Below are 20,696 nucleotides of genomic sequence, written 5' to 3'. Positions count from 1 at the left end.
GATTTAGGCCTTCCTTTTGCCGCGTACCCGCGTCATGCGAGGCACCAGGAGAGCAACAATAACCAGCAGCGCCGTGATGAGCTTCATGTCATTCGGGTTGAGGCCCACCTGCAAAGCGGCGAAGATGATGAGTCGGTAGATCACGGAACCCAGTGCCACCGCCACGACAGCCATCCACAGGCGCGACTGGGGGAGTACCGCCTGCCCCAGGATGACGGAGGCAAGACCCACCAGAATGAGACCAATACCCATCGAGATATCGGCAAAGCCTTGATATTGCGCGATGAGCGCACCGCACAGACCCACCAGGCCGTTGGACAAAGCCAAGGTCAGAATCTTGGTGAAATCCGTCGACACGCCAAAGGAGGTGATCATCTGTTGGTTGTCGCCAGTGGCGCGCAACGAGAGGCCCAAGTCCGTAGACAGGAACCACACAATCAGTAGGCAGAGCACCACCGCGCCCACAGCAAGCAGCCCCACCCCGGCCCAGGTTCCCATGACCGCATCCAGCGGAGTGAAAACCGAATCCTGCGTCAGCAACGGCACGTTAGCGCTGCCCATGATGCGCAGGTTGATGGACCACAGACCGATCATCGTGAGGATGCCAGCAAGCAGCCCATCGATGCGGCCCTTCGTATGGAGGAGTCCGGTGATGCAGCCGGCCACAAATCCGGTGCCGAAACCAGCCAACGAGGCCGCGAAGGGGTTGACCCCATTCGTAATGAGCACGCCGGCCGTCGCAGCCCCGGTGGTGAAGGAGCCATCGACAGTCAGGTCTGGGAAGTCAAGGACGCGGAACGTCAGGTAGACGCCTACGGCCATGACCGCATAGATGAGACCTAGCTCGAGTGCTCCAATCACAGCGTCTCAGCCTTGTCTAGGATCTCCTGCGGCACCTCAATGCCCTGTGCCTTCACTGCGTCTTCGTTGATCACGTAGGTGTATTCAGAAGCGGTTTCCACCGGAGTTTCGGCCGGGTCAGCGTCATCCTGCAGGATCCGCAGCGCCATCTCACCGGTCTGGCGGCCCAGCTCCTTGTAGTCGATACCAATGGTGGCTGCAGCACCACCTTCGACGGCACCGGAGTCCGCAGCGATGACCGGGATGGTCTTGTCATTCGCTACCTTGATGAGCGAAGAGATACCAGAGACGACCATGTTGTCGGTCGGAATGTAGATGGCATCGACATCACCCAGTGCCTCCACGGCCTGGGGGATTTCCGTCACGGAGGTCACCGTCTGCGACTTCACTTCAATACCCTTCGGCTTGGCTGCTTCCGTCAGCTGCTCTACCTGCACCTTGGAATTCACCTCAGCGGAAGAGTAGACGACGCCCACAGATGTGGCGTCCGGCACCAGCTGGCTAATGAGCTCTACCTGCTCCTCGATAGGGGCGGCATCAGAAGTACCCGTGACGTTCTTGCCCGGCTTATCCAGCGCCTCCACGAGCTCCGCCTCGACGGGGTCCGTCACCGCGGTGAACAGAAGCGGCTTGTCCTTGATGGACTTGCTCATTGCCTGACCGGCTGGGGTAGCGATGGCTAGGTAGAGATCGTGGTTGGCGTTCGCCATCTGCTGGGAGATGGACACCGCGGTGCCTTGCTCGCCATTGGCGTTCTGAACATCCCAATCCACGTCCACGCCCGCCTCCTCGAAGGCTTCTTGGAAGCCTTCTGCGGCGGCGTCGAGGGAGGGGTGCTGAACCAGCTGATTAATTCCGATGGTGTAGGAATCTCCGCCTCCGGAATCCCCGCTGGCGCTTTCCGACGACGAGGAGCAGCCCACGAGGGCAACAGTGCTCAGAGCGATAGCTGAGAGAGCAGCAGCAGTTTTAGAGAACATAGTGGTCCTTTTCTACTCAAGAGTGACAGTAGTGACCGTTATTTAATCCTCTTTTCACCCTTTTAAGCAGCAGTTTTATGAATATTTTTCCCGCGCGGGGGTACTATTAGTCCTACAAAAGCTATAGGCCTACAGTTTTAGAGTGTTACATCACACTCTCTAGCTGCATGTTTCCTATATCACTTGCAGTTCCTTGGCCCCGTACCACCATGAGGCCACGGGGGTACCCGAATGACCTTTATCTGTACGGCAGAAGGTATCGGTGTTAGAGTCAATGATGTGAAGAACACATTTAACCTTTGGTGGTGGCGCGCGTAACCCGCGGGCCTCGTTCTTCTCCCATATTTAAGGCCCGCAGCTGCGGGCTTTTCGGCGTTTTGCTCTCTTGCGAAGCTCGCGGCAGCACTCACTATCGTTAAAGAAAGACACAGGATGCCGTATACAGCCCAACGCGAGGTCAGGTACATACCGGACGCCAGCGCGCTCTTTTATGCCCTCGCCACGCCGCAGGATTCCCTGCTCTTAGAATCCGCGGACATTGAATCCAAGAAGAACCTCACGTGCATTGCGATCACCAAGGCAGCGCTCAAGGTCGTATGCCGCGGCCAGGAAGTCACCGCAACGGCCTTAACTCCGTCCGGGCACCTACTCTTAGATGAACTTCGTCAGGACTTCCGCTCCAGGATGAGCCAGAACGGTGAGGGCAGCGCCACCTTTAGCTTCGAGCTCTCAACCGAGCACGATGAGCGCGCCCGCCTCCGCGCCACCTCAACTGCAGATATCCTGCGCACACTGCAGTTTAGCCAGCTCTATTCCGGCGAGTCGCTGCCTTTCCTTGGTGGGGGATTCGCCTTCGACTATGTCGATACCTTCGAGGCACTGCCGCCGGTTCCTGATGGCCCTAACGAATACCCCGACTATGAATTTCTGGTAGCCGAGCACGTCCTCACGGTGGACCACCTGACGCAGAAGGCAAGGATTGAGGGATGGGGCGTCGACAAGCACGCGCTCGAAGAAGAGCTGGACCGGGCCGTTGTCACCGTACCTATTACTCCAGAAGCCCCCGCGCCGCGTGAGAGCATCAGCGCACGCGCTTCCATTGATGACGCCGCTTTCCGCCGCCACGTCGAGCGCCTCCAAGACAACGTACATGCAGGCGATATCTATCAGGTCGTGCCCTCCCGCGCGTTCAGCCTCGACTGCCCGGATGCCTTTGCCGCCTACCGCACGCTGCGAGAGACCAACCCCTCGCCGTATATGTTCTACCTGCGCGGCACCGAGCACGAGCTCTTCGGCGCTTCCCCCGAATCCAACCTGAAGTACACGGCCGCTGACCGGCAGGTGCAGCTCTACCCGGTCGCCGGCACCCGCCCGCGCGGTGCGACCCACGAGCTGGACATCCGCAACGAACTCGAGATGCGCACCGACTCCAAAGAGGTCTCGGAGCACATCATGCTGGTTGACTTAGCCCGCAATGATCTCGCCCGCGTCGCTGTTCCCGGCACCCGACAGGTCGCTGATCTGCTCCAGGTGGACCGCTATTCCCGCGTGATGCACTTGGTCTCCCGCGTCGTCGCGACGCTGCACGAGGATTTCGACGCCCTCGACGCCTACCGAGCCTGCATGAACATGGGAACGCTGACCGGCGCACCGAAGCTGCGTGCCATGGAACTCATCCGTGAGACCGAAGGCACTCGCCGCGGATCCTTCGGGGGTGCTATCGGATACCTGCGCGGCGATGGATCCATGGACAACTGCATTGTCATCCGTTCCGCCTACGTCAAAGACGGCACGGCCGTTGTCCAGGCCGGCGCCGGAGTCGTGCGCGATTCCATCCCGCAATCCGAGGCCGACGAAACGGTCCACAAGGCCTACGCGGTGCTCAGTGCCATCGCCCAGGCACACAACGCTTCCCTGGAGGTCATCCGATGAACCCACACGTCGTCCTCATTGATAACCACGATTCCTTCGTCTACAACCTCGTCGACGCGCTCGCCGGCTACAACACCACCGTTTTCCGCAACACCGTACCGGTGGAGGAGGTCCTTGCCGCCCAGCCCGACATCATCATCCTTTCGCCCGGCCCCGGTCATCCCCGCGACGCCGGATCGATGATGCAGCTTGTCGACGCCTCCCTCGGCCGCATCCCCATCCTTGGCATCTGCCTGGGCTTCCAGGCGCTGCTCGAGCATTGCGGCGGCAGGGTTGAAGCCTGCGGTCCGGTGCACGGTTCCTCTGTTCCCATGACGCTGACCGACGCTGGCGCGAAGCACCCGCTCTTCCAAGGGCTCACTACTGATTCCGAGCCAGATAACCCGAACTACGTGGGCCGCCTGGTCCCCGTTGCGCGCTACCACTCCTTAGGCTGTGCGAACATTCCCGCCCAGATGCGCAGCCTCGCGGAGACCGAAACCAATATCGGCCCTGTCACCATGGCGGCGGAAACTCTCGACGGTATGGCCCTCGGCCTGCAGTTCCACCCAGAGTCTGTCCTCACGCCGACGGGACCCATCGTCATCGAACGCTGTATCAAACAACTTTCTTCTCTCCCCACTATGGAAGGAGCCAAGTAATGACTAATAACCACGCCCTCAAGACACTGCAGGAATTCCTCGACATTTCACATCCAACGCTCGAGCAAGCTATCGAGGTCTTTACCCCACTGACAGTAGGGGAGTACGACGACATTCATATCGCCGCTCTCCTTACCCACATCCGTACTCGCGGCGAAACCTTCGCCGATGTCGCCGGCGCGGCGCGCGCCTTCCTCAATGCCGGGCGTCCCTTCCCAGTCACCGGAAAGGGGCTCATGGACACCGCAGGGACCGGTGGCGATGGCACTAACACCATCAACGTCACCACCGGCGCATCTCTCGTCGCCTCCGCCGGCGGGGTCAAGATGGTCAAGCACGGCAACCGTTCCGTATCTTCCAAGTCGGGTTCCGCCGACGTCCTTGAGGCTCTCGGCATCCCGCTCGACCTCGATCCGGACCGCGCGGTCCGCCAACTCGAAGCCTCGAATTTCACGTTCCTCTTCGCTCCTGCGTATAACCCGGCAGTTGCTCACGTGCAACCGGTACGCAAGGGACTCGGAATTTCAACCCTCTTCAACACCATGGGTCCGCTGCTCAGCCCGGGCCGCCCAGAGTTCCAGATCATGGGCATCGCCAATCCCGAGCAGGGCCAGCTCATCGCTGAAGTATTCAAGGATCTTGGCCGCACGCGCGCGCTCGTCGTCCACGGCGCAGGTACCGATGAGATTGCCGTCCACGGCACCACCCAGGTCTGGGAGCTTCGCGACGGCTCCATTAGCCACTACGAGCTCACCCCGGAGGACCTCGGCATCTCCCGCCACGAGCTCTCCGACCTCGCCGGCGGCAACGGTGAAGAAAACGCAAGGGCCCTCCGGGCGGTCTTCGCCGGTACCGGCAAGCCCGCCCACCACGACGCGATCGCCGCCACCGCCGGCGCAATGTTCTATCTCAATGGCACTACCGATTCCATCCACGAGGGCGTCGCGCATGCCGACCAACTCATTAAGGATGGAACCGTCGCCGCATGGCTGAAGAAGCACGAGGAGGCGAACTATGGCTCTGCCGACCGTGCTTGAAGGGATCGTCGCCAAGCGCCGCACGCATCTGCCCGCAATCCGTGAGCGCCTGGCACACGTTGATTTAGCTGCTCTCCCGCGCTCAGAACGTTCCTTCTACGATGCACTCAACGGCACTAACCGTTTCATCATGGAGTGCAAGTCCGCCTCGCCATCACTGGGGCTCATTCGGGAACACTATGAACCTGGGGCCATCGCTCGCGTGTATTCGCGCTACGCCTCAGCCATTTCGGCGCTGTGCGAACCGGATCGTTTTGGTGGCGACTACGACCATCTGCAGACTGTGGCGCTATCCACGCACCTGCCTGTCTTGTGCAAGGACTTCATCGTTGACCCCATTCAGGTCTACGCTGCGCGCTATTTTGGCGCCGACGCCATTTTGCTCATGATGTCGATCGTCGATGACGACACCTACGCGGAACTCAAGCAGCTGGCAGATTCCCTTGGGCTCGATGTCCTCACCGAGGCGATCACCGAAGAGGAGGTCGCTCGCGCCACTGCCTTTGGCATCGACGTGATCGGAATTAACAACCGCAACCTCCACGACCTCAGCATCGATCTCACACGCTCCGAGCGCCTTTCGCACCACGTCCCGTCTGGCAAGGTCATCGTGTCGGAGTCCGGTATTCGCGATAACCAGACCGTTCGCCGCCTGGGTTCTCACGCCAATGCCTTCCTCGTTGGCTCCCAGCTCACCGGCACGCCCGATATCGACCGGGCCGCCCGTGAGCTGGTCTATGGCCAGAACAAGGTCTGCGGCCTCACGACATGGTCAGCGGCTCAGGCCGCCCGTGCCGCCGGTGCCGTCTACGGGGGATTCGTCTTCGAGGAGGCCTCCCCGCGCAATGTTTCACGTGAAACCGCGCTCGACATCATCGCCCACGAACCCGACCTAAGCTATGTCGCGGTCTCACGCCGCACTGCCGGTTGGGAGGAGTTGGCCATCGATGGCATCTCCGCCTTGCAGATCCACGCGCCTTACCAGGGGAGCACAGAGGCCGAGATCGAACTCATTGAGTCCGTCCGCGCAGTAACAGGGGAGCGCCAGGTGTGGCGCGCCATCGACATGACCGCACCCCACGGCTCGGCCCTCGCCGCTGCGCTTGCCGACGCCGTCGACCTCCTCATTCTCGACTCCGGCACCGGCGGAACCGGTACCCCCTTCGACTGGACAACTGTCCCGGACGAGGTCAAAGCAAAGTCACTTCTTGCTGGGGGCCTGAATCCAGAGAACCTCACCCAGGCGCTTCGCGTCGGCACCGCCGGATTGGACATCAATTCAGGGGTCGAAGTGAACGGTCGAAAAGACAGTGCACTCATCGCTCAGGCCTTCCATATAATTCGTCACTTTACGTATTAATCCCCAACCCGAGCCCTAGCAACAGCCCGAGACAAAAGGACTATCATGACCAACGATCAGGACACCAGGGAGACCATTCTTCCCGCCTACTTCGGTGAGTTTGGCGGACAATTTGTTCCCGAATCACTCATCCCAGCACTCGACCAGCTCGAGCACGCCTTCGTCGACGCCCAGAATGACCCGGCCTTCCGCAAGGAACTTGCCGGCTACCTACGGGACTACCTGGGCCGCCCCACGCCGCTCACCGAAGCGACCAAACTTGGCGGAAAGGCACGCATCTTCCTCAAGCGTGAGGACCTCGTGCACGGTGGCGCTCACAAGACTAACCAGGTCATCGGCCAAGCACTCTTGGCTAAGCGCATGGGCAAGACGCGCATCATTGCCGAAACCGGCGCGGGCCAGCATGGCACCGCGACCGCTCTCGCCTGCGCTCTGCTCGACCTCGACTGTGTGATCTACATGGGTGCCAAGGACGTCGAGCGGCAGCAACCCAACGTCTACCGCATGGAACTCATGGGCGCCAAGGTGATTCCCGTGGATTCCGGCTCCGGAACCCTCAAGGATGCAGTCAACGAAGCTCTCCGCGACTGGACCGCCACCTTCCACGAATCCCATTACCTCCTCGGCACCGCAGCGGGACCGCATCCCTTCCCAACGATCGTCCGCGAGTTCCACAAAGTGATTTCCGAGGAAGCCAAGGCCCAGATGATCGAGCGCACCGGCGGGCTGCCAGATCTCGTCGTCGCCTGTGTCGGTGGCGGCTCTAACGCCATTGGCATGTTCGCGGACTTTATCGACGAAGAATCTGTCGAACTCGTCGGCGCTGAGCCTGGGGGAGAAGGACTCGATTCCGGGCACCATGGCGCCACTATCAATAGCGGAACCATCGGAATTCTCCATGGCGCCCGCTCCTACCTCATGCGCAATGCCGACGGACAGGTAGAGGAATCCTATTCCATTTCGGCCGGACTCGACTACCCGGGCGTGGGCCCACAGCACGCCCACCTCGCACAGACCGGCCGAGCCACATATGTCGGCATCACCGACGCCGAAGCTCTCGAGGCCTTCCAGCTCCTCAGCCGCCGCGAGGGCATTATCCCCGCCCTCGAATCCTCGCACGCCCTGGCCTATGCGTTGAAACGCAAAGATGAAGACATCACCATTCTCGTTTCTCTTTCCGGGCGCGGTGACAAGGACATCGATCACGTCCGCCGCACCCTCGACGCGCACCCCGAATTCAAGATCACGGAGGACAAGTAATGAGCCGCTACGAGAAACTCTTCTCCAGTCTCACTGCCCGCAATGAAGGGGCTTTTGTCCCTTTCATCATGCTGAGCGATCCCGACCCAGAAACCGCCCTCACCATCGTTCGCGCGGCCGTCGCCGGTGGCGCTGACGCGCTCGAACTCGGCGTTCCCTTCTCAGATCCGGTCGCCGACGGTCCCACGATCCAGGCCTCACACATCCGCGCCCTCGCAGGCGGCGCGACGGTAGATTCTGCGATCGAGCAAATCCGCACAATTCGAAGCGAGTTCCCAGACCTGCCCATCGGCATGCTCATCTACGGCAACGTCCCCTTCACTCGGGGGCTAGAAACCTTCTATGCCGAGTTCCAAGAGGCCGGCGCCGATAGCATCTTGCTTCCCGACGTTCCCGTTCGCGAAGGCGCCCCCTTCGTCGACGCAGCCGACCGAGCAGGAATCGATCCCATCTTCATCGCACCCGCACAAGCCTCCGGGAAGACCCTCGAGGGCGTAGCGAAGTACTCCAAAGGCTACATCTACGCGATCTCGCGCGACGGCGTCACCGGCACCGAGAAGGAATCGGAGACGCGCGGGCTCGATGAAGTAGTGAGCAACGTGAAGCGTTTTGGTGGGGCACCGATTCTCCTCGGCTTCGGAATTTCGACTCCCCAACACGTCGCGGACGCTATCGACGCCGGTGCAGCCGGCGCGATTACAGGATCCGCGTTAACAAAGATCGTTGACGCACACCTTGACGAAGATAATCGACCCACCGAGATGCTCGCTGCTGCAGTTACCGACTTTGTCTCGAAGATGAAAGCTGCCACTAAGCCCACCGAGCCCTAGTCAGGCCTCATCTGCACTTTGCCGGGTAGCGTTTCGGGCAACGATAGCTAAAAGTGAGATGTCTAGCGACCTAGAGCAGTCCGCCTCTCGACGGCCTCTTTCATCACGCTGCGCGCCACCGCGCACCCCGATGGAAGGGGCCGTTTCACGTGAAACCGTGCCCTAACCGAGTGCACAGGCAGTGAGCCTATCGGTGCCGAAATAAGCGACGGCCAATAAACCTCAGTCCACTTTCCCCATATGACTCCTTAATTCTCTGTGAGCTTCTCGATGCTTTCGCAGGCTAAGTGCTTAGAAGGGGATATCGTCGTACCCATTCGAGTAGCGTTCCGCAGGGTCCGTCTTGTCGAATATTTCGACCATCTCTCCGCCGTCCATCTCAACTTTCAAAGCTTGCGCCTCTTCGTGCATCTTGCGACGGTGCGCAACCACATCTTCCGCAATGGTCCGGGCCCACACCTTCGAGGCTGGTGCCAACGGGCCGGTTGCCTCAGTTACGGCCCAAGTTCCGTCCTCGTACAACCACACAACGTCACCAGTAACCGGGTCCAGGATGTAGAACGCCCGTCCATCTGTTTTCATGTTGTGGTGATGCTGGCAAAGAGCAACCAAGTTTGATGCATGCGTTGGGCCGCCATCGGAATAGTTAATCCGGTGGTCCAGCTGACATGTCCATGCCGGACGATTACATCCGGGCGCACGACAGGTACCATCGCGCCCCTCGACATACTTTCGGGTAAATTCAGAAGGCTGATAGCCATCGCACGGTCCTGGAGCTTCACTAAAGTCCCGCGTCACTGTTTTCGACGCTGGAACCCCCTCGCCGGTCCACCCATGTCCCTGCACGTAGACTGGAGCCCCCTCCACGTCAGTAGCTTTGTATTCATGTACGACGACCTTTCCCGCCTCAGGCTGAATTTTGCCCGTAATGAGTAGAATCAAGGCATCCGCCATTGAAACGTCATGCTCTTTGGCGGCAAGCTTAATAGTCTCGTGGATTACGACGCCGACCTTGCTGTCCACCTCAAGCTCAATCGACGCACGCTCTCCCCGAGTAAGAAGCGAGTAGCGATTCTTTTTCCGCTTGTCCCGGAACTCGATTGAATCATCCAAGACTTTGGCGATGTCTCGCACTTTTCGCCGAATCTTTTCAGCACTGGGGAAGATCTGGTTCGGTTTAGTCGGCGTTAGCCACGCCGAAAGTTGACTGTCAATTTCGGCGACCACCGATGAGAGAGGGTTCCCGAGTTTTGCCATTACCTGATCGATAGCGACCAGGGCTTGCATATCGAGCAAGAACTCAGCATCTTGCAGAACCTTTACTTTCGGCAACTCACTGAGACGGATTAATCCCATGACATTCCGCGCCACATGCGCAGGAGACTTTCCTGTCTTTTGCCCTATACGCAAAAAGGCAGTATCTGAATCGGCATCGAGCGGCGGTTGGACACTAGACCAAAACTCGTACTCTATTCTCCGCATGAGTTGGCCCGCCATGCATTCTGGATCGTGCGGGTTTGAGTGAGAAAAGTACGCAGTAGGTACTGACGTTGAAGAGTTTGTTGTGGTTCCCACGGGTAGCTGCACCCCTAAACTAGCCGAACAATTACGTTCCCCACTCCCACCTATAGAATACATGTTCTATAGGTTTCCCGCAAGAGTTGCTTTATTTTTTCACCGAGGCCTTTGATGGCAAAGTGCGCAATCAGTAGACCACGAAGTTTTCGCCAAAATAAACAAAATCCCCCTCCCAGAGCCAGAGTCTGAGTTAGCGATCTAGACGTATAGACCAGGGATGGAAAGCAGGCTAGGGAGGGGGAAACATCCAGCGTTTCACGTGAAACTTATGCCGTTGCGGGCTCCTCGTCGGCAGCCGCAGCGTCTGACTCAGCCTCTAGGCCGTCAATCTTGTCCCGCGCGAAACGATCGACGATCATCGCAATGGCGCCATCACCAGTAACGTTTGCTGCAGTACCAACGGAGTCAATTGCAATATAGGCGGCAATCATCAATGCCACCATCGAATCATCAAAGCCCATATTGGCCTGCAACAAGCCGACCGCGACCATAACAGCACCACCCGGAACGCCGGGGGCGGCGATCATCATGATGCCAAGCAACAGAATGAATCCCAAGGCCTTACCCAGGTCAGCTTCCATACCATCTGCCATAAACACGATCGCGAAAGCGTATAGCGTCAGCTTTATCATCGAACCGGAAAGATGAATGGTCGCACAGAGAGGGATGACAAAGCCGGCAACGGGCTTGGAAATACCATTCTTCAAAGTGGCGTCCAAAGTGACCGGAATCGAAGCCGCAGAAGAAGAAGTACCCAGCGCGGTAAAGTAGGCCGGTGCCATGTTCTTCAATGCGCTGAATGGATTCTTACCTGCAATGGCACCTGCAATGACGTACTGGAGCACAAGGTAAACCAAGGTCATAACGACTGCAAGCAGAAGAACCTTCGTGAAGGCGACCAACACCGTTCCGATATTCCCGTTCATACCTAGGGAAAGGAACATGCCAAAGATGTAGAACGGCAGAAGTGGGATAACGAAGCCCCAGATCACCTTGATGACAACGTGCTCGAATTCTTTGGCAAGCGCGTAGAGGTTGTCAGATTTCACGGTGGTCATGGCCACGCCGATACAGAAGGACAGCAATAGAGCTGTCATCACCTCAAAAGGTGCAGGCATTTCGACGGTGAAATAGGGTTCGAGAGCACCGGCATCAATGTCGGCGACGTCCGTATTAAGCGTTTGTCCACCCAGCAAAGTGGGGTAGAGGGCCTGGGTCAGGCCATAAGCGACAAGGCCCGCCACAATAGTTGAGCCATAAGCGATGCCTGCAGTAATACCCAGCCACTTACCGGCGCCCCGTCCAAGGCCTGCAATTGCAGGGGCAACAAGGGCGAGAATAAGAACGGGGATGAAGAAGCCAAGGAAGTTTGAAAACAGGCCGTTGTATGTGGCGAAGGCCCTTCCGAACCACTCCGGAGCAAACTGGCTAACGATGATGCCCAAAACTATCGCGACGATAATCTTGAACAACAGAGAGTTGAGAACACTCTTGAATGTCATGATTGAGTCTTTTCTATGGTTGCTACCATGTCGGTTTTCTCGCTCGATGATAAGTACATTAATATCTACCAAGCGACACGAAATGTATATTACAGCAGGATGCGAATAATTTGAACCGGCTTTCTCGCCAGCTAGGAAGCCGGATAGACTAAGAGGCATGCTCGTAGTCGGAATCATTTTCCTCATCTTGGCCGCGGTACTTATTGTCGTCGGTGGCCTTGCCACGCTCCGCAAGCTTCCTGGAAATAGCGTCGTTGGCTTACGTCTCGCGGAAATCCGCACATCTAGAGAAGCCTGGGATAATGCCCATGCTGTCGCGGGCCCGTTCTGGTTCTTGGGCGGCGTCGCTTTAGTATTCGGTGGCATCATCGCATTGCGCGCGGAGGGATGGATGTGGCTTATCCCCGCGCTCACCTTCGTCGTGGCAATCCTCGCGCTATCCATCGGTTCAAACATGGGTGCCCGTGCCTCGTACCTGTGGAACCAGGCGCACAAAGGGGACGAAGGCTGCGGTGATTCCTGCAATTGCGGCGATGGCGGGTGCGGGGGAGAAGCGCCGACTGTCGACGTCTCCGCGGCCCGCGCAGCTGCGGCACGCGCCGATAACGTGGACAAGAATTAACACCTACTTTAAAGCACAGTGACGTAATCAATCGGTACAAATAACCACCACACTATTTTCGTCACATTCAAATAAATACGTTGCTCCGCCATCCATGGAATCCCACCACCATTGGCGGAGCCCTTTTCTTTATCCTGTGCCAACACTGAGAAGTGTGCACCAACACCATGGGAGAGCGAGGCGGTGCCGTGACAAGACACGATCTTCGGCGCACCATGGATCCCATGAACAAAGTTACAAACATCCGCACGTTTCGAATCATCGCTGCCGCCGCGCTCAGCCTCAGCATTCTAGGGGCAGGGGCTACTTATGCGCTTTCTAGCGATAACCGCACCGGGCACACCATAGCCGGAACAATCTATAGCGATGTCGGCACAAACTACGGTGCCTATGATTTCAGCGGCAGTAGGGAAGACGAGCTCCCCGTGTGGGATGGCAAACTCAGCTAGCTGCCCACCATCCTCCAGAACACACTCCATCAATCAGATAGAGTAATCAGCATGACAACATGTTCACGCCGTCTCTTCCTGCTTGGTACCGCCACCACTTTTGCCGGGGCTTACCTCGCCGCTTGCGGCAAGGAGCCTTCCGCAGAGATCGCTGCGACAGAAATCCCCGTCGGCTCAGCCATCATTGTGGACAAAGTGATTTTCGCTCAACCCACTGAAGGGGAGTTCAAGGCATACTCGCAGACCTGCCCACACCAGGGCTCCCTCATTACGAAGATTGAAGGCATGACTGCCACCTGCACTAGCCACTACTCCAGCTTTGACCTCAGCAGTGGTGAAGTTACCGGCGGACCCAGCCCCAAACCGCTTACAGAGTACGGCGTAGAAAACAACGGTGGAACAATCAAAAACGTCTCCGCCTAGAGGCTATCCCCGGGGACGCAGGGGCTTGAAAAGATGTTTCACGTGAAACCGTGAGGGGCGTCTAGACTCTCTTCTATGATTGAGCGCCTTAAAAGACTCGACCCCCTCATCATCCTCATCCTCTTCGCCGTCGCAATCGCTATCGTTTTTCCCGCACGCGGAAGCTTTGCAGACGGCTTCGATGTCCTCACGAATATCGCGATCGCCCTTCTCTTCTTTCTTTACGGCGCGCGGCTCTCAACGCGAGAAGCCATCAACGGTATCAAACACTGGAAGCTCCATCTCACCATCCTGGTGTTTACCTTCGTGGTCTACCCAATCATCGGCCTCGCACTCCGCCCACTCACCGCGTTCATTCCAAACGATCTTTACTTGGGAATCCTCTACCTCACGCTCGTACCGTCCACGGTGCAATCATCGGTAGCCTTTACCTCAATCGCCCGAGGAAATGTTCCTGGAGCAATCGTCTCTGCGTCTGCATCAAACCTCGCTGGAGTTCTGCTTACGCCATTGCTGGTCATGGCACTCATGGGCGCGGGAGACGGCATCCATATCGATAGCTCAGTTTTCCTTGAGATTTCTGTCCTTTTGCTCCTACCTTTCGTGCTCGGCCAGCTCACCAGAAAATGGGTAGGACAACTCGCAGCGAGCAAGGCCACGAAAGTGGTGGACCGTGGCTCCATTGCCATGGTGGTGTATGCGGCCTTTTCGAAAGGAATGATCGACGGGATCTGGGCGACGATTAGCATATGGCAAATTCTTTTTCAGATTGTGTTCTCCACCGCATTCGTTTTCTTCATGCTGTGGTTGACCAAGGTCGTGAGTAAAAAGTTGGGATTCAGCAGGGAAGACATCATCACTATCCAATTCTGTGGTTCGAAGAAATCCCTGGCCACAGGCCTTCCCATGGCCTCGGTTATTTTTGCCTCCGGTGGTACCTCCTTGGGACTGCTCATCCTCCCGCTCATGATCTACCACCAGGTGCAGTTGATGATCTGCGCGTCTATGGCGGCTCGCTATGCGCGGGTAGAGTGAGAGCACATGAAAAAGCATTATGTTCGCACCACCATGACTGTTCCTGAGGTCGGCACTGCCATTCACATCGCGGAGCTGGAGGAAATTAACGGCGAGGCCTGCACCATGCTGCGCATGATTGCCCTCGCACCGAATGACGCCATCGTCGGTGCCGCCACACCAACCGCCTCAGTGGGTGACGCCAACATCCCACAGAGCGTGGTCCCACACCCCGATACCTACGACAAGTACCCCGACATCGACGCCGAGCTTATCGACGCCTTCCAGTTCCACTCCCTGTGGACCGAGGCCATCGCCCTGTACGGGGACTTTTAGAGCACCAGGTTCACTAACACCATGTACACGGCCGTGCCCCCGAAGATGGACAAGCCTGAGTTCCGGCGCCACAGGTGCAATACGGCGGTAACCACTGCGCCGACGAGGGGAGCGATAAGGCTCCCCGTGTCCTGGATCTGACCAAACAAGGTATAGACCACAAGCACCGTCATCACACCCACGGGCATGGTGAATCCCAACATGCTGATGAACTGGCTTCCTTTAAGCGCTTTGACGAACCCGAAGGGCAGCCAACGCAAGAGGACGGTGACTATCCCGACGGGGATCAAAACGGCGAAAATGCTACCGAGGGTTACTCCGTCTGGCATGTCGGCTCCCTCCGCAGAATCAGCGCATTGTCGATACGCGGAGAGAAGTAGCGCACCACCAAGACCACAAAGTAGGCACTCAGCGCCACCATGAGCAGCTGACCGGGAAATAGAAAGCTGGCGAGGATTCCCAGGGCCGCCGCTGACAGGGGAAGGGAGTAATCCTTGTTGTTCTGAAAAGAATCAATCGCGAGCACAATAAACAGGGCAACTAGGGCAAACGCCAACCCCTTCACCGAAGGAGGAATGGCCTGGCCTGCCACCGCACCAATGATCCCGGAACCGACCCATAGGACTTGGCAGTACAGCTGCACGCTAAAAACAAACACGCCACTTGGACGCGAGTTACGGGGGAGGGCCGAGAGCACGGCATAGGATTCGTCGGTAAGCGCGTACGTCGAATAAGCGCGGCCGAGGCGGCTCGAAATCTCATCGCGCGGAAAGGTCAGCCCGTAGAAGATGTGCCGGAAGTTGACCATGAAACCCGTCAGCGCGGCTACGGCGGGCGTCACGCCGCCGGTAACCATGGAAATGGCGAGGAATTCCATCGAGCCAGCGTAAATAATGATGGAAAAGATAGGGGTCCACCACCAGTCAAAACCGGTCTGGACCATGAGCACGCCGAAGGCGAGGCCCAACGGCACCACCCCGACGGCGATGGGCATGCAGGTCCGTATTGCCTTGATGATCTCCGCACGCATGGCAGAGATGTTAGCGCAGAAGAAAAGGACGAGCGCTAATTATCTTCATCGATATAGCGCGGGAAAGTGGCGAACAACGGAAGGGGCATGGCCTGCCTGCGCATGACATCCGACCACGTATCCGTTGACCCCGAGGAGACCACGTCCTGGGGCAGGGCAGGGGCCACGTACCACTCACCGCGGTCAATTTCCTCATCCAATTCGCCAGGACCCCACTCGAAGTGACCGGCGAAAAGACGCATACCCTCTACTAATTCGGTGACGGCATCCGGACCGACCCGCAAATCTACGAGAGCCACGCGCGGGGCGAGGCGGCTCAGCGCCGGCTGCTCCTCAATGGTCACGCCCTGTTTCGTCAGCGCCACACCAATGGCCGCCTGCTGATTGTGCGGACCGCCGATGTAGAGGGCCTGCGGCTTAGCCACCACTGGTAGCCACTCCGGCATGACATTGAAAACAGCGACTTCGGAGCGCTTAGTCAGGTCCACACCATAGGTACGCCCGGCATGCTGCTCGGTGATAAGGATGACGGAGCGATTGTAATGGGGCGCGAGGACGTCGGGAGCTGCCACAAGGAGCTGGCCAGGGGCGGGATCGTTGCGCTCGAGGGCGTTGAAAAGTCTGTCTGCGTACATCCCTATCTAGAATTCCACCACTCGCGCAGCTTCGCAATAGCAACCTCGCGCTCCAGCGGGCCTTCCTCGAGGCGCAGCTCCTTGAGATAAGACCAGGCCTTGCCTACCTCGGGACCAGGTTCAAGGCCGAGGATCTCCATGATCTCGTTGCCATCGAGATCTGGGCGCACGCGCGCCAAGTCTTCCTTGGCCGCGATATCCGCGATGCGTTCCTCCAGCTGGTCATATGTGCGTTGGAGGCGGCGGGCCTTGCGCTCATTGCGGGTAGTGCAGTCTGCGCGCACAAGCTTGTGCAGACGCGGGAGTAGATCACCGGCATCGGTGACGTAGCGGCGCACAGCAGAATCGGTCCACTGGCCATCGCCGAAACCGTGGAAGCGCATGTGCAGGTAGACCAGCTGGCCGATGTCCTCGGTCGTAGCCTTGGGGAACTTCAGCTTGCGCAGGCGCTTGCGGGTGAGCTTCGCGCCTACTACCTCGTGATGGTGGAAGGTGACCTTGCCGTCGGTGGTGTCGCGGGTATCCGGCTTGCCAATGTCATGGAGCAGCGCCGCCCACCGCAGAATCAGGTCGGGACCGTCCTCTTCCTGCTCCATGGCCTGGCGCAGTACTGTCAGCGAGTGCGCGTACACGTCCTTGTGCTGCGCGTGCTCGTCGGGGGCCATGCGCAACGCCGGGATCTCCGGAAAAACATAATCCGCAATACCGGAGTCAACGAGCAAGTCAATGCCCTTCCACGGCGCGACACCGCAGATGAGCTTATTGAGCTCCACCTGCACGCGCTCTACGGTGATGCGCTGGATTTCAGAGGCCATGTCGATCATGGCATCGCGCACGCGCTGGGCGACGTCAAACTCCAACTGCGCCGCAAACCGCGCAGCACGAAGCATGCGCAGGGGATCATCGTGGAAAGAAATCTCCGGCGCATCCGGGGTATCGAGGATGCGGTTCGCTAGGTCCGCGAGTCCGCCCATCGGATCGTGGAATTCACGGGTGCCGTCCGGGCGCAGCTCGATGGCCATGGCGTTGACCTTGAAATCGCGGCGCACGAGATCGCCCTCGAGGGTATCGCCGTACATGACCTCGGGGTTGCGGGACTGCCCGTCATAGCTATCGGAACGGAAAGTCGTAATCTCAATCTGCTGGCCCTTATAAGCCGCCGAGACCGTACCGAAGTCAATGCCGGTATCCCACACGGTCTCCGCCCACTCTTCAAGAATGGAATAGACCACGTCGGGCCGAGCCGGAGTGGTGAAGTCGAGATCGTTGCCCAAACGGCCAAGTAAGGCATCGCGGACGGAGCCGCCGACGAGATAGAGGGGGGCGTCGTGAAGCGCAAAGCGCTCCACCAGACCGCTTAAGAGGCCACTGAGCCGGCTGACGGTAGCGTCAGCGCGGGCAAGAACGCCGATTAGCTGAGTGTCCTGAAAATTCACGGATCGAAGTCTACTACGATTAGCAGGGATGACTAAGAACACGCCAGGGTCCAAACGCCGCCGCCGGCGGGGCGCGGGCCACCGGAACCACCGCACGGGACGCCCCCAGCGCACGTCCACCAACCGCATGACCACGCGGGATGAGACCTCCGCCGGCGGACTTGTCGTGTCCGGATTGGCGGAAGCCGTCGACGAAAACGGCAACGTGGACCTGTCCCAGATCTATGTGGCGCTCATCGGCAGGTTGGACCGCCGCGGGCGCCTGCTGTGGTCCATGCCGAAGGGGCATGTGGAAAATGGCGAAGCCAAGGAGCTCACCGCCGAGCGCGAGGTCTGGGAAGAAACGGGAATCCACGGTAAGGTCTTCGCGGACCTCGGCATGATTGATTATTGGTTCGTCTCCGATGGGGTGCGCATTCACAAAACAGTGCACCACCACCTTTTGCGTTTTGTGGACGGCATCATGAATGACGAAGACCCGGAGGTCACGGAAGTGTCCTGGATCCCGGTCTCCGAGCTCATCGAGCACTTGGCCTATGCGGACGAGCGCAAGCTGGCTCGCATTGCCCACGACCTCCTCCCGGATCTCGCGCGAAAGGAAGCTGCCGCAGGAAAGGCGACCCCACGGTGAGGTGGCGCGCAGCGGCGGCCATCGCGGCGCTGGCGGTGGGCTGCGCCGTCCCCGTGGCCCAGGCACAAACTCCCGACACTGGGATTACTGACTCCCACTATTGGCTCGGCTCCCGCGGTCCCGACGAGCTGGAGCTCAGCCTACTTAGCGCAACGGAGGCGCGGGTAGGGGAGACGCTCGAGCTACAATTGCGCGTCCATAACCCAACCGAGAGCGCCGTTGATGATTTGCAGATAACCTCCCGGCGCAGCACTGCCGTGAACTCCACCACCCAGGCACGCCAAGAGCTCGCTGCGGGATCCTTTCCTTATTATGGGGCGACACTCGGCGCGGGAAAGCTTGAACCGGGGGAGAGCCGCGAGCTGACCGTGGAGGTTCCCACCGCATTGGGCAAAGACTCCACGCTGGCCATCACGGAACCTGGCGCCTACCCGCTCCTGTTCACGCTCACCGGCACCCGCGACGGCCAGGCGGCCAGTTTCGCGGAGGAGCGGACAATCCTGGATTTCCAAGGAGAAGAATCGGCTCCCGAAGACGAGAGCGAGCATTCCTTTTCGCTGGTCTATCCTGTCACCGCCGAGGTAGACGTGGTGCCGGGGGATACCGGTGGCGAGGAGCTCATCTTAGAAAGCGAGCAGCTAGCTGGACAGCTCTCCCCGGGCGGGCGGCTCGATCAACTGCTCGACGCCTACCTGCAGCATGATCTGCACGGTTCCGGCTGCATGGCTTTGGACCCCGCGCTTGTCGACGCCGCCAACCGCATGTCCGCCGGCTACACCGTCAACGAGACGCGCCCCTCTACCGCCAAACACCCCACTCGCCTGCGTGATTCCTGGTTTAACAGCGCCGATTCCGATCGCGGCACGCCCGGCGCGGGTTCCCGGGACGCCGCCGCATGGCTGGAGAAACTCAAACAGGTCGACTGCCGCATGCTCATGCCGTGGGCCAACGCAGACACCGATGCGGTGGCCAAAGTGGGCAATGAGTGGCTCACCCACGAGGCCGTAGAGCAGGGCGCAGACACCATCGAGCGCATCCTCGGCGTCCCGCTCAGCACGCAGCTCACCGCGCCGGCCTCTGGGACGAGCGAGCATGCGATGTCCGTTCCGCTGTTGGTGGCGGATAATTCCGAGTGGGTAGGCAAGGCCGCCACTTTTGATGCCTCCCTCGGCGCACTCTTGGCCCAAACCGGATCGAAGCCGCAGACCACCGGGTACTCCAACCCGGAGCTGCGCTACGACTTTTCGATCGATTCGGAACAGGCGAGGGCACTGACGGCGGGGGCGTCGATAAGCGTGGCGTCTGCGCAAGAGGAGACCGTGGCCAAGCTGCCGAATTACCAGGACCCTGCCGCCGCACGTGCGGTGATGGAAGCAGCGCAGCGGCTCCTCGATTCTGGGCGCCTCGAACCCCGCCCCGTTACCGCGCTAGAGGTGGAGGAGGGCGGTGGGAGTCCCGGCAGCCCCTACCCGGACCCTTCAGCCTTTCACGACGCCGAGATCACACAGGTAACACAGCAGGCGCGCTATACCGACGAGTTGATGTCCATCATGGTCAACGACCCCGGTATTGCCATGACGCGCTACGACTTCACGGCACCTCTGCGCCACGATCTGCTCACGGCGCTCAGCGCGACCGGCCGCTCCAGCCTGCACGGCTTTCCGACTTCGGTGAAGCAAAGCCGCTCCCGCCTAGAGAAGAACGCGGATATGCTTCGCGAGCTGCGCGCCTCCGTATCCCTCATCCCACCGGGCAACGTGTATACCCGCGTCTCAGAGTCATCGCCGCTGCTCATCGTGGCGGAAAACGGCCTGCCACTGCCTGTCGACGCACACCTGGCTTATGACGCCCCCGACGGCGCCACGTTGAACACGCAGAACATGATTCACATCCCGGCCAAGGGATCCATTACCGTGTCCATGACCGCTGACCTGCCTAGCAACGCTGACCAGACGTCGCTGCGCCTGTGGCTTGCAACACCATCTGAGCACCTCATTTCGGATCCCATCGACATCACGGTGCAGACGCGTGCCGGTATCGTTAGCGTCTATGGAGTCGGCGCGATCGCCGCGCTCGCCCTCGTCCTAGCTGCCCTGTTCCGTCTGGGTAAGCGGAAGAAAAAGAAGTCTCACGGATAGT

At 59.2% G+C, this 20,696-nt stretch carries 21 protein-coding genes; 13 read left to right on the top strand and 8 right to left on the bottom strand.

Annotation, left to right across the window (positions count from 1 at the left end; genetic code table 11):
• Window positions 1-3: 3 nt before the first annotated feature.
• Window positions 4-861, bottom strand: a complete 858-nt coding sequence (locus HMPREF2896_RS00405) for an ABC transporter permease (protein WP_070716824.1) — start codon at window positions 859-861, stop codon at window positions 4-6.
• Window positions 858-1,841, bottom strand: coding sequence for an ABC transporter substrate-binding protein (locus HMPREF2896_RS00400; protein WP_070716821.1), 984 nt, complete (start codon window positions 1,839-1,841; stop codon window positions 858-860). The genes HMPREF2896_RS00405 and HMPREF2896_RS00400 overlap by 4 nt, the downstream gene beginning before the upstream one ends.
• 432 nt (window positions 1,842-2,273) lie before the next feature.
• Here HMPREF2896_RS00400 and HMPREF2896_RS00395 point away from each other — a divergent pair, with 432 nt between their 5' ends.
• From HMPREF2896_RS00395 to trpA, 6 genes are read left to right on the top strand one after another with little or no spacing between them, the layout of a single operon-like run.
• Window positions 2,274-3,773, top strand: coding sequence for an anthranilate synthase component 1 (locus HMPREF2896_RS00395; protein ID WP_070716818.1), 1,500 nt, complete (start codon window positions 2,274-2,276; stop codon window positions 3,771-3,773).
• The gene (locus HMPREF2896_RS00390) at window positions 3,770-4,414 is read left to right on the top strand and encodes an anthranilate synthase component II (RefSeq protein WP_070716815.1); all 645 of its coding nucleotides are present in this window, start codon (window positions 3,770-3,772) and stop codon (window positions 4,412-4,414) included. Before HMPREF2896_RS00395 ends, HMPREF2896_RS00390 begins: the two co-directional genes overlap by 4 nt.
• Entirely contained in the window at window positions 4,414-5,451 is a 1,038-nt protein-coding gene (gene trpD, locus HMPREF2896_RS00385; RefSeq protein ID WP_070716811.1) for an anthranilate phosphoribosyltransferase, read from the top strand. Before HMPREF2896_RS00390 ends, trpD begins: the two co-directional genes overlap by 1 nt.
• On the top strand, window positions 5,429-6,811 hold the full coding sequence (trpCF, locus tag HMPREF2896_RS00380; protein ID WP_070716809.1) for a bifunctional indole-3-glycerol-phosphate synthase TrpC/phosphoribosylanthranilate isomerase TrpF: 1,383 nt from the start codon (window positions 5,429-5,431) through the stop codon (window positions 6,809-6,811). The genes trpD and trpCF overlap by 23 nt, the downstream gene beginning before the upstream one ends.
• A gap of 45 nt (window positions 6,812-6,856) precedes the next feature.
• On the top strand, window positions 6,857-8,071 hold the full coding sequence (gene trpB, locus HMPREF2896_RS00375; protein WP_070716806.1) for a tryptophan synthase subunit beta: 1,215 nt from the start codon (window positions 6,857-6,859) through the stop codon (window positions 8,069-8,071).
• Window positions 8,071-8,901: a tryptophan synthase subunit alpha gene (gene trpA / locus HMPREF2896_RS00370; protein ID WP_070716803.1), complete on the top strand. Its 831-nt coding sequence runs from the start codon at window positions 8,071-8,073 to the stop codon at window positions 8,899-8,901. The genes trpB and trpA overlap by 1 nt, the downstream gene beginning before the upstream one ends.
• Before the next feature lie 291 nt (window positions 8,902-9,192).
• Here trpA and HMPREF2896_RS00365 read toward each other — a convergent pair whose 3' ends face one another.
• A complete protein-coding gene (locus tag HMPREF2896_RS00365) occupies window positions 9,193-10,398 on the bottom strand; it encodes an HNH endonuclease signature motif containing protein (protein ID WP_246823940.1) in 1,206 nt (401 codons plus the stop codon).
• A gap of 347 nt (window positions 10,399-10,745) precedes the next feature.
• Window positions 10,746-11,981: a dicarboxylate/amino acid:cation symporter gene (locus tag HMPREF2896_RS00360; RefSeq protein ID WP_070716797.1), complete on the bottom strand. Its 1,236-nt coding sequence runs from the start codon at window positions 11,979-11,981 to the stop codon at window positions 10,746-10,748.
• 157 nt (window positions 11,982-12,138) lie between these two features.
• Here HMPREF2896_RS00360 and HMPREF2896_RS00355 point away from each other — a divergent pair, with 157 nt between their 5' ends.
• The 5 genes from HMPREF2896_RS00355 to HMPREF2896_RS00335 all read left to right on the top strand — a co-directional run bounded on the left by HMPREF2896_RS00355 (window position 12,139) and on the right by HMPREF2896_RS00335 (window position 14,825).
• Window positions 12,139-12,603 (top strand): SdpI family protein, encoded by a 465-nt coding sequence (locus HMPREF2896_RS00355; RefSeq protein ID WP_070444569.1) that lies wholly within the window; start codon window positions 12,139-12,141, stop codon window positions 12,601-12,603.
• A gap of 224 nt (window positions 12,604-12,827) precedes the next feature.
• Window positions 12,828-13,052, top strand: coding sequence for a hypothetical protein (locus HMPREF2896_RS00350; protein WP_070711375.1), 225 nt, complete (start codon window positions 12,828-12,830; stop codon window positions 13,050-13,052).
• A gap of 51 nt (window positions 13,053-13,103) precedes the next feature.
• Window positions 13,104-13,475 (top strand): Rieske (2Fe-2S) protein, encoded by a 372-nt coding sequence (locus HMPREF2896_RS00345; RefSeq protein ID WP_070645176.1) that lies wholly within the window; start codon window positions 13,104-13,106, stop codon window positions 13,473-13,475.
• 75 nt (window positions 13,476-13,550) lie between these two features.
• Window positions 13,551-14,510 carry a bile acid:sodium symporter family protein gene (locus HMPREF2896_RS00340; RefSeq protein ID WP_070444563.1) on the top strand — a complete coding sequence of 320 codons (960 nt, stop codon included), beginning with the start codon at window positions 13,551-13,553 and terminating at the stop codon, window positions 14,508-14,510.
• 6 nt (window positions 14,511-14,516) lie between these two features.
• On the top strand, window positions 14,517-14,825 hold the full coding sequence (locus HMPREF2896_RS00335; RefSeq protein WP_070716794.1) for a hypothetical protein: 309 nt from the start codon (window positions 14,517-14,519) through the stop codon (window positions 14,823-14,825).
• Here the strand turns inward: HMPREF2896_RS00335 and HMPREF2896_RS00330 are convergent.
• From HMPREF2896_RS00330 to HMPREF2896_RS00315, 4 genes are read right to left on the bottom strand one after another with little or no spacing between them, the layout of a single operon-like run.
• Window positions 14,822-15,154, bottom strand: a complete 333-nt coding sequence (locus HMPREF2896_RS00330) for a branched-chain amino acid transporter permease (protein WP_070645173.1) — start codon at window positions 15,152-15,154, stop codon at window positions 14,822-14,824. The two genes, HMPREF2896_RS00335 and HMPREF2896_RS00330, sit on opposite strands and share 4 nt — an antisense overlap.
• Window positions 15,139-15,855, bottom strand: coding sequence for an AzlC family ABC transporter permease (locus HMPREF2896_RS00325; RefSeq protein WP_070716792.1), 717 nt, complete (start codon window positions 15,853-15,855; stop codon window positions 15,139-15,141). The genes HMPREF2896_RS00330 and HMPREF2896_RS00325 overlap by 16 nt, the downstream gene beginning before the upstream one ends.
• 35 nt (window positions 15,856-15,890) lie before the next feature.
• A complete protein-coding gene (locus HMPREF2896_RS00320) occupies window positions 15,891-16,490 on the bottom strand; it encodes a YqgE/AlgH family protein (protein ID WP_070444555.1) in 600 nt (199 codons plus the stop codon).
• Window positions 16,491-16,492: 2 nt separating this feature from the next.
• The gene (locus HMPREF2896_RS00315; RefSeq protein WP_070716787.1) at window positions 16,493-17,926 is read right to left on the bottom strand and encodes a CCA tRNA nucleotidyltransferase; all 1,434 of its coding nucleotides are present in this window, start codon (window positions 17,924-17,926) and stop codon (window positions 16,493-16,495) included.
• Between the two features lie 28 nt (window positions 17,927-17,954).
• On the opposite strand from HMPREF2896_RS00315, the gene HMPREF2896_RS00310 reads away from it, so the two are divergent.
• The gene (locus HMPREF2896_RS00310; protein ID WP_070645164.1) at window positions 17,955-18,557 is read left to right on the top strand and encodes an NUDIX hydrolase; all 603 of its coding nucleotides are present in this window, start codon (window positions 17,955-17,957) and stop codon (window positions 18,555-18,557) included.
• Window positions 18,554-20,695 carry a DUF6049 family protein gene (locus tag HMPREF2896_RS00305; RefSeq protein WP_070716781.1) on the top strand — a complete coding sequence of 714 codons (2,142 nt, stop codon included), beginning with the start codon at window positions 18,554-18,556 and terminating at the stop codon, window positions 20,693-20,695. Before HMPREF2896_RS00310 ends, HMPREF2896_RS00305 begins: the two co-directional genes overlap by 4 nt.
• Window position 20,696: the final 1 nt, after the last annotated feature.

The sequence above is a fragment of the Corynebacterium sp. HMSC069E04 genome (genome assembly GCF_001813175.1).
GTDB lineage: Bacteria > Actinomycetota > Actinomycetes > Mycobacteriales > Mycobacteriaceae > Corynebacterium > Corynebacterium aurimucosum.
Note: the sequence above shows the minus strand (reverse complement) of the source record. Positions and strands in the feature narration are given on the sequence as shown.